This window comes from Shigella sp. FC1544 (genome assembly GCF_001722145.1).
Classification (GTDB): Bacteria; Pseudomonadota; Gammaproteobacteria; order Enterobacterales; family Enterobacteriaceae; genus Escherichia; species Escherichia coli.
The window spans coordinates 1-7,326 of sequence record NZ_MECT01000093.1 but is presented as its reverse complement, the minus strand read 5'-3'; the positions used below and the strand labels follow the sequence as shown (position 1 = coordinate 7,326).

Annotated in this window: 5 protein-coding genes and 7 pseudogenes; 8 read left to right on the top strand and 4 right to left on the bottom strand. The window is 47.7% G+C overall.

What is annotated here, in order from left to right; genetic code table 11:
* The 7 genes and pseudogenes from BGK49_RS25725 to BGK49_RS06665 form a co-directional block, all read left to right on the top strand.
* A pseudogene (locus tag BGK49_RS25725) lies at nucleotides 1–352 on the top strand (IS21 family transposase); the annotation flags it as partial.
* A pseudogene (gene istB / locus BGK49_RS06685) lies at nucleotides 349–1,131 on the top strand (IS21-like element helper ATPase IstB). The pseudogenes BGK49_RS25725 and istB, both read left to right, overlap by 4 nt.
* A 63-nt stretch (nucleotides 1,132–1,194) precedes the next feature.
* Nucleotides 1,195–1,536: pseudogene (locus BGK49_RS25720) on the top strand (IS1 family transposase); the annotation flags it as partial.
* 13 nt (nucleotides 1,537–1,549) lie between these two features.
* Nucleotides 1,550–1,684: pseudogene (locus tag BGK49_RS30915) on the top strand (hypothetical protein); the annotation flags it as partial.
* Between the two features lie 173 nt (nucleotides 1,685–1,857).
* A complete protein-coding gene (locus tag BGK49_RS06675) occupies nucleotides 1,858–3,057 on the top strand; it encodes an AAA family ATPase (protein WP_000200287.1) in 1,200 nt (399 codons plus the stop codon).
* On the top strand, nucleotides 3,057–4,037 hold the full coding sequence (locus BGK49_RS06670) for a ParB family protein (RefSeq protein WP_000431557.1): 981 nt from the start codon (nucleotides 3,057–3,059) through the stop codon (nucleotides 4,035–4,037). The genes BGK49_RS06675 and BGK49_RS06670 overlap by 1 nt, the downstream gene beginning before the upstream one ends.
* 255 nt (nucleotides 4,038–4,292) lie before the next feature.
* Nucleotides 4,293–4,778, top strand: a complete 486-nt coding sequence (locus BGK49_RS06665; RefSeq protein WP_000003223.1) for an IS110 family RNA-guided transposase — start codon at nucleotides 4,293–4,295, stop codon at nucleotides 4,776–4,778.
* A 26-nt stretch (nucleotides 4,779–4,804) separates the two neighbouring features.
* Here the strand turns inward: BGK49_RS06665 and BGK49_RS06660 are convergent.
* Nucleotides 4,805–4,984 (bottom strand): annotated as a pseudogene (locus tag BGK49_RS06660) (transposase domain-containing protein); the annotation flags it as partial.
* An 82-nt stretch (nucleotides 4,985–5,066) separates the two neighbouring features.
* On the bottom strand, nucleotides 5,067–6,194 hold the full coding sequence (ltrA, locus tag BGK49_RS06655; RefSeq protein ID WP_005031020.1) for a group II intron reverse transcriptase/maturase: 1,128 nt from the start codon (nucleotides 6,192–6,194) through the stop codon (nucleotides 5,067–5,069).
* Between ltrA and BGK49_RS30910 the strand changes: the two are divergent.
* A pseudogene (locus BGK49_RS30910) lies at nucleotides 6,116–6,454 on the top strand (hypothetical protein). The gene ltrA and the pseudogene BGK49_RS30910 sit on opposite strands and share 79 nt — an antisense overlap.
* A 316-nt stretch (nucleotides 6,455–6,770) precedes the next feature.
* On the opposite strand, the pseudogene BGK49_RS25705 reads toward BGK49_RS30910, so the two are convergent.
* Together BGK49_RS25705 and BGK49_RS06645 are read right to left on the bottom strand one after the other, a co-directional pair.
* Nucleotides 6,771–6,950 (bottom strand): annotated as a pseudogene (locus BGK49_RS25705) (IS66 family transposase); the annotation flags it as partial.
* 24 nt (nucleotides 6,951–6,974) lie between these two features.
* Nucleotides 6,975–7,326, bottom strand: a 352-nt coding sequence (locus BGK49_RS06645; protein WP_146628126.1) for an integrase core domain-containing protein, incomplete at its 5' end; no start/stop codon positions are given.

The following is a 7,326-nucleotide window of genomic DNA, read 5'->3' as shown; positions in this document are numbered from 1 at the left end:
CCTTCAGGGCACAGACTAAAGGTAAGGTGGAACGGATGGTGCAGTACACCCGTAACAGTTTTTACATCCCACTAATGACTCGCCTGCGCCCGATGGGGAGCACTGTCGATGTTGAAACAGCCAACCGCCACGGTCTGCGCTGGCTGCACGATGTCGCTAACCAACGAAAGCATGAAACAATCCAGGCCCGTCCCTGTGATCGCTGGCTCGAAGAGCAGCAGTCCATGCTGGCACTGCCTCCGGAGAAAAAAGAGTATGACGTGCATCCTGGTGAAAATCTGGTGAGCTTCGACAACCCCCCCAGCATCATCCACTCTCCATCTACGACTCATTCTGCAGAGGAGTGGCGTGATGATGGAACTGCAACATCAACGACTGATGGCGCTCGCCGGGCAGTTGCAACTGGAAAGCCTTATAAGCGCAGCGCCTGCGCTGTCACAACAGGCAGTAGACCAGGAATGGAGTTATATGGACTTCCTGGAGCATCTGCTTCATGAAGAAAAACTGGCACGTCATCAACGTAAACAGGCGATGTATACCCGAATGGCAGCCTTCCCGGCGGTGAAAACGTTCGAAGAGTATGACTTCACATTCGCCACCGGAGCACCGCAGAAGCAACTCCAGTCGTTACGCTCACTCAGCTTCATATAACGTAATGAAAATATCGTATTACTGGGGCCATCAGGTGTGGGGAAAACCCATCTGGCAATAGCGATGGGCTATGAAGCAGTCCGTGCAGGTATCCAAGTTCGCTTCACAACAGCAGCAGATCTGTTACTTCAGTTATCTATGGCACAACGTCAGGGCCGTTATAAAACGACGCTTCAGCGTGGAGTAATGGCCCCCCGCCTGCTCATCATTGATGAAATAGGCTATCTGCCGTTCAGTCAGAAAGAAGCAAAACTGTTCTTCCAGGTCATCGCTAAACGTTATGAAAAGAGCGCAATGATCCTGACATCCAATCTACCGTTCGGGCAGTGGGATCAAACGTTCGCCGGTGATGCAGCACTGACCTCAGCGATGCTGGGCCGTATCTTACACCACTCACATGTCGTTCAAATCAAAGGAGAAAGCTATCGACTCAGACAGAAACGAAAGGCCGGGGTTATAGCAGAAGCTAATCCTGAGTAAAACGGTGGATCAATATTGGGCCGTTGGTGGAGATATAAGTGGATCACTTTTCATCCGTCGTTGACACAACACTGGCTCTGGTATGCGTACAACACTAAAACTGGCGGTGTGTTGGCTTACACTTTCGGGCCACGGAATGATGAGACCTGTCGGGAACTGTTAGCCCTGTTGACTCCGTTCTGTATCGGCATGGTGACCAGCGATGACTGGGGCAGCTACGCCAGAGAAGTGCCGAAGGAGAAACACCTGACCGGCAAAATCTTCACGCAACGTATTGAACGTAACAACCGGACCCTCCGCACCCGCATCAAGCGGCTGGCACGTAAAACAATCTGCTTCTCGCGTTCCGTGGAAATCCACGAAAAAGTCATCGGCTCCTTCATTGAAAAGCACATGTTCTACTGATTGGAAGCACTACCCCCGCCTGTTGCGACAGTCACGTCATCGTCGTCCGTTACCGGAACATGTTTCCCGCGAAATACACCATCTGGAGCCTGAAGAAAGCTGTTGTCCGGAGTGTGGTGGTGAACTGGATTATTCGGGGGAAATCAGCGTCTTTCTCCCGGAAAGGCATACTATCTTACAGTAATATTCATTCCGATGATTAATAAATCAGCAATGCGCGCATTTTTAATATAAGCATGTACAATATGCACTTGCATGCATTACCCTGCTAATGCAGTTTTTTTTGTAATAAGTTAAAATCCTACATAGCACGGAGGGGGAATGACTAGTTTTGAGCAGTTAAGTAAGGTTGCGCAGCGTGCAGATAAAATGTTGCTCGCCCTAACAAAACAGATTCAGGAGCAAAAGCAGGAGTTTCAGGCTGATGTTTTTTATCAAGTCTATTCAAAGTCTGCTGTAGCTAAGCTTCCAAAATTAACGCGCGCAAGCGTGGATGGTGCAGTCGGTGAGATGGAGGCTCAGGGCTATCAGTTTGAAAAACGCCCAGCAGGAACCGCGACAAAATATGCATTAACCATCCAGAACATTATCGATATCTATGCACATCGTGGCATTCCTAAATATCGCGATCGTTATAGTGAGGCATATTCCATATTCATCGGTAGTCTAAAAGGCGGTGTGTCTAAAACCGTGAGTAGTGTTTCCGTAGCTCACGCCCTGCGTGCTCATCCTCACCTGCTGTCAGAAGATTTACGTATTCTGCTCCTTGATTTAGATCCCCAGTCATCAGCCACTATGTTTCTGAACTACTTGCATGCGGTGGGGCTGGTTGATACAACCGCACCGCAGGCTATGTTGCAGAACGTGAGTCGTGAGGAATTACTGGAAGATTTTATCGTTCCGTCAGTTATCCCTGGCGTTTATGTTATGCCGGCTTCTATTGACGACGCCTTTATTGCATCAAACTGGGATACTCTGTGCGAGGAGCATCTATTAGGACAAAACAAACACGCGATATTGCGTGAGAATATTATTGATAAGCTGAAGCATGATTTCGACTTCATCCTTATTGATACAGGCCCGCATCTGGACGCATTTTTGAAAAATGCCATTGCTGCCGCAGATATCATGTTTACACCGGTGCCGCCAGCACAAGTTGATTTCCATTCCACGCTTAAATATTTGGCTCGTTTACCTGAACTTGTACAGATTATTGAACAGGATGGATGTTCATGCCGTTTGCAGGCAAATATTGGCTTCATGTCGAAACTGGCGAATAAGTCAGATCATAAATACTGCCATAGCCTGACAAAAGAGATTTTCGGTGGTGACATGCTTGATGTTTCAATGCCACGTCTTGATGGTTTTGAGAGAAGCGGCGAGTCGTTTGATACCGTGATATCTGCGAATCCTGTTACTTATGTTGGCAGTGGTGAAGCTTTGAAAAATGCACGTATGGCAGCAGAAGATTTCGCTAAAGCAGTTTTTGATCGTATTGAATTTATAAGGGCTAACTACTGATGGAAAACAGAAAGCACCGACCGACTATTGGCCGTACGCTGAATACAAATATCCTGAATAATACTGAAGAAATATCGGCTCCAGTTCATGTATTTACCCTCAATACTGGCCGAAAGGCAAAATTTACTGAGATCAAGGTTGATCATGACAAAGTGGACACTCAAACTTTTGTGGTTGAAGAGGTGAATGGCCGCGAACAGACAGCCCTGACGCCGGACTCACTAAAAGACATCACCAGAACTATACGTTTACAACAATTCTATCCATGTATTGGGATTCGGACTGGCGATCTTATTGAGATTTTGGATGGTTCCCGTCGTCGGGCAGCAGCTTTGCTATGCAAGGTTGGATTACGTGTACTTGTAACGGATGATGAGCTTACTGTTTCTGAAGCTCAGCATCTGGCGAAAGATTTGCAGACGTCACTTGAACATAATATTCGTGAAATTGGGTTGCGTTTAGTACGTCTCAAAGAGGCCGGTATGAACCAGAAGCAAATTGCGGAAAGAGAGGGATTGTCGGCAGCTAAGGTGACTCGTGCCCTCCAAGCAGCGTCCGTACCTAAAGATTTTGTGTCTCTTTTTCCTGTTCAGTCTGAGCTGACATACGCCGATTACAGGCAACTGGCTGAATTAAGTGAACGACTGAGGCTGGGTGATATATCTATTGATGAAGTTATGAAGAATATCTCGCCGAGTATTGAGCTTATTACTGCTGATGACAATCTTTCTGAAGACGAGGTTAAAAACAGTATTATGCGGCTTATAACCAAGGAAATGTCTTCATTGCTTGATTCAGGAGTAAAGGATAAAGCGGTTGTAACTTTGTTATGGAAATTTGATAGTAAAGATAAATTTGCTCGAAAACGAGTAAAGGGACGTACGTTCTCATATGAATTCGGCAGATTACCGTTGGAAGTTCAGGATAAGTTAGATCGTATGATTGCTCTTGTACTAAAAGATAATCTGAATTCGCTGTGAAAATTCAAGTTTTTCGCCAGCAACTCACCAGTTTTTAATTGGCTGTTTTAAAAGAAATTTTGCTTTTATTAGCGTTTTTTTTGAACAGTATTTCACGGTGAAATCGCCTGTTTCACCGTATCTTCTTTGCTTGAAAAAGATAGTTTCTCTTAGCCGTTTAACAGTAACCGATGAGATAGTATTCCCCCTCTTTCACGGCAGCCTTCAATTGCGCCATGATGGATAAACTTTAACCACAAAAGTAAGCGGGATACCATGTCTGAACAGAAAATCACCGGCATTGATCTGGCTAAAACGAACTTTTATCTTTTCAGTATCAATGCTCATGGCAAACCCGCAGGAAAGACCAAACTTTCTCGCAATCAACTGCTTAACTGGCTGGTGCAACAGCCTAAAATGACTGTTGCGATGGAGGCTGGCGGGGCATCTCATTACTGGGCCCGGGAAATCAGGAAACTCGACCATGATGTAATATTGCTTCCGGCACAACATGTTAAAGCTTATCAGCGGTGCCAGAAAAATGATTATAACGACGCACAGGCAATAGCTGAGGCCTGCCAACATGGAACTATACGACCCGTACCAATAAAAACTCTGGAGCAACAGGACGTCCAGACTTTTTTGAATATGCGTCGGTTGGTTTCAATGGAAAGGACACAACTGATAAATCACATTCGTGGACTTCTTGCTGAATACGGCATTGTGTTCAGTAAAGGCGCAGCAGAATTACGCCAAAAGTAAGCGGCTCGTCAGAACCGTATTGATATTTACTGAGAGCTCAGATCAACTTTCCAGGGCAACAGATCACGTACCCGGTTTGCCGGCCAGTCCTGGATATGCTCAATGACGTAACGCAGCCATTTTTCTGGTTCCACATTGTTCAGACGGCATGTGCCGATCAGCGAGTACAACACTGCCGCATGTTCGTCATCGCTGTCGGAACCCGCGAGTCGAGTCAGCCGGAGAGAATTTCACTCCCCGGCTGCTCACGGAACCGTACGTGACACTCTCGCGTCATACGGCTCTTGATCACTCATTTGATGCACGTAGTAAATACCAGTGAACAAATAGCTTCGGATACTCCTTCCTTACCAGCGTCAGCTTTCGCTGAGCCTTCCGGTTCGAAAGTCTGTATTTAGACTGCATCCACTTGAGCAGACGTGACTGCATTGCACTCCACAGTCGATAGTTGAAATTTCTGGACCAGAACTTTCCGTAGTACTCGATCCAGCCTCTCACTATCGCATTGTAGCGCCTCGCAAAATCCAGCAAACTCTCAGCTGTTGAGCGATGTATACGCCACTTCTTGATTGTTTCTGTTATTTTGCGCATTGCTGCATTTGACGCACCCGGCATGCATTTTCGGTACCGTTCGCCTTTGAAATTCTTCAGCGTACGCACTTTGAAGTCATATCCGAGAAAGGTGAAACTCGTTGCGACGTTTCTCCTTTTAAACGTGTCAATGTAGGCGATATTCGTTTTCCCTGCATTCAGGACCAGCCCGACTTCCGAGAAGCGCTCCGATAACCTGTTCTTTAGCCTTGTTGCATCACTCATTCGTGAACAATGTACTACAATATCGTCAGCGTACCTCTCAAACGGTACCCCCCGATATTCTCTTTCCATCCACAAATCAAATGCATAGTGAAGGAACAAGTTAGCAAGTAGCGGACTAATGACCCCGCCCTGCGGAGTGCCTCGTGTTCGGGTTATTAATTCTCCATTTTCACAACTCTGCATTGGCGCTTCCATCCAGCGTCGACAGTACAGGATGACCCATTTAGGCATCCCGTGGTGTTCCAGAGCTTTGAGCACCAGATCATGTTTCACATGGTCGAAAAACGCACTGATGTCCACTTCCAGTATCCAGCTATAACGCCAGCACCGGATGGCACATTGTTTCAGAGCGTCATGAGCTGATTTGCCTGGTCGGTAACCATATGAATCAGCATGGAAAATCGGGTCAAGCTTTTCTTCCATGAAAAGTTTTATCGCTCCCTGAGCAATTCGATCGGATACTGTTGGGATCCCCAGAATGCGTTCCTTGCCATTCGACTTCGGGATCCGTTTTTCCAGCACTGGTGGCGGAAACCATGTTCCCGAACATAGCCGGTTCCAGATCTTGTATAGATTGCCATCACGTTGCTGGTCGAACATTTTCAAAGTCTGCCCGTCGCATCCGGGGGGCTCCCTTGTTGCGACGCACATCCAGATAGGATGCCCAGACCAGTGCTTTTGGTATTTCAAATGATTTTCGTTGCATCAGTTACGTCATCCCCTTTTGGGTTGTGTCTTCTGCAATGAATGTGATCCCCATCCCTTCGCTCCAGACCCATTACAGATCTTTCATCACTACTACGAATGGGGCCGCCCCTGTTTCCCGATACGTGCCGGAAACAGGTTCTCACGTTCCCTGAGATGGTCTGGCCCGGGATCCTGCTGCCTTCACACCGGATGCCGCGCAGTCAGCAAGCAGGTGTCTTCTGCGCTTATCAGGGGACGGCTGTACGGCCCCATTTTGACATCATCTAAGATTTCGATGCTTCATCGGACAGTTTACTTTCGTTCAGCTTCCCGAACCCCACGTGACAGTAGACCTCTGCCTTTTCCCGAGTCGCTCACCACCTCATTCCTTAGAATGAAGCAGCACCGGGTCGTTTGGTCAGTGCTCCTGTAAACCCTGACCGGAGGGCCCACCTCCACCCACCTCAGAGCATGGATAACTTATGCTGCAATTTCCGAAGCGGCGTTACGGTCATCACGAACGTAGACCCACAGCCGGGCAGTCCTTGTTTTACCGCTGCCCGGCTCCTGGACCGGAACGGGGATATCATCGGTATGGACTTTACCGGGCATCAGCACATACTGGCGCAGGATGTCATACAGCGGTTCCAGCAGTTCAGCAACTGAACCGCCCCGGGTTTCCTGGAGAGTGTTTTATCTGTGAACCCAGGCTGCCAGATCATCGTTTCCGATGGAAGCATAATAAGCTTTTTCTGCTTCTGCCGGAGGAGTATGGCCCAGCCTTTCCAGCAATCGTCGATTGTTATACCAGTCCACCCACGTGAGTGTGGCCAGTTCCACTTCTGCACGGTTTTTCCAGCTCTTACGGTGTATTACCTCCGCTTTGTAAAGACCATTGATGCTCTCCGCCATCGCGTTGTCATACGAGTCGCCTGTACTTCCTGTTGATGCCAGTAATCCGGCTTCCTTAAGCCGCTGTGTGTAGGCCAGCGATACATACTGAGAACCTTTATCACTGTGATGGACCGTGCCGGACGGTCGACGG

Coding starts and splice junctions, on each gene's coding strand:
- BGK49_RS06675 (WP_000200287.1), top strand. CDS start 1,858: ATGACTAGTTTTGAGCAGTTAAGTAAGGTTGCGCAGCGTGCAGATAAA.
- BGK49_RS06670 (WP_000431557.1), top strand. CDS start 3,057: ATGGAAAACAGAAAGCACCGACCGACTATTGGCCGTACGCTGAATACA.
- BGK49_RS06665 (WP_000003223.1), top strand. CDS start 4,293: ATGTCTGAACAGAAAATCACCGGCATTGATCTGGCTAAAACGAACTTT.
- ltrA (WP_005031020.1), bottom strand. CDS start 6,194: ATGTTCGACCAGCAACGTGATGGCAATCTATACAAGATCTGGAACCGG.